This window comes from bacterium (assembly GCA_026416715.1).
Lineage (GTDB): Bacteria > UBP4 > UBA4092 > JAOAEQ01 > JAOAEQ01 > JAOAEQ01.
Genome location: JAOAEQ010000060.1, coordinates 1 through 528, shown reverse-complemented (window position 1 = coordinate 528; position 528 = coordinate 1). Strand labels below are relative to the sequence as shown.

Sequence of the window (528 nt, the reverse complement as noted above, 5' to 3'; positions counted from 1 at the left end):
TAGTCTTGATTCTCGCAGTGATTAGAGACCTATTGTTGCGCTGATAATTTACCTAAAGTCTCTAATCTTGCTGGTGTGATGGCGAAGAATTCTGGCAACGATACCAAGTCTAACTCGCCTTCATCGTTTAATTCGCACCAGAAACAAATGGCAGTGGCGCCTTCAGTGAAAATCGTATCGTATCCTAACTCTTTTTTTACAAAACGTTCAAAGACTTTACGATTTACAATCGGCACTACCACTAAAAAATAATTTTTAGTCTTCGCATCTAGGCAAAGCGAAGGGATTTCTCCAACGCCCAAGGTTTTCTGTAAATCTTTTGACAGCGTCAGGGTTTTCTTGGTTTCCATATCTCTGCCCTCCTTTCTAGTCACAATCTCCTTCTAAGCGGGTCAATCATTTCCACTCATATTTATCGAGTGGTTTAGAAATCATTTCTGGTACAGTCACAATCCCCTTCTAAGCGGGTCAATCATTTCCACTTGCAATCTAAATCTCTTGAGATTATCGATATCTCTGATACTGAGT

At 40.2% G+C, this 528-nt stretch carries 1 protein-coding gene; it reads right to left on the bottom strand.

The window, feature by feature from the left end; all coding sequences use genetic code 11:
• Positions 1-29: 29 nt before the first annotated feature.
• Positions 30-350 carry a hypothetical protein gene (locus N3A72_12470; protein ID MCX7920390.1) on the bottom strand — a complete coding sequence of 107 codons (321 nt, stop codon included), beginning with the start codon at positions 348-350 and terminating at the stop codon, positions 30-32.
• Between the last annotated feature and the right edge of the window lie 178 nt (positions 351-528).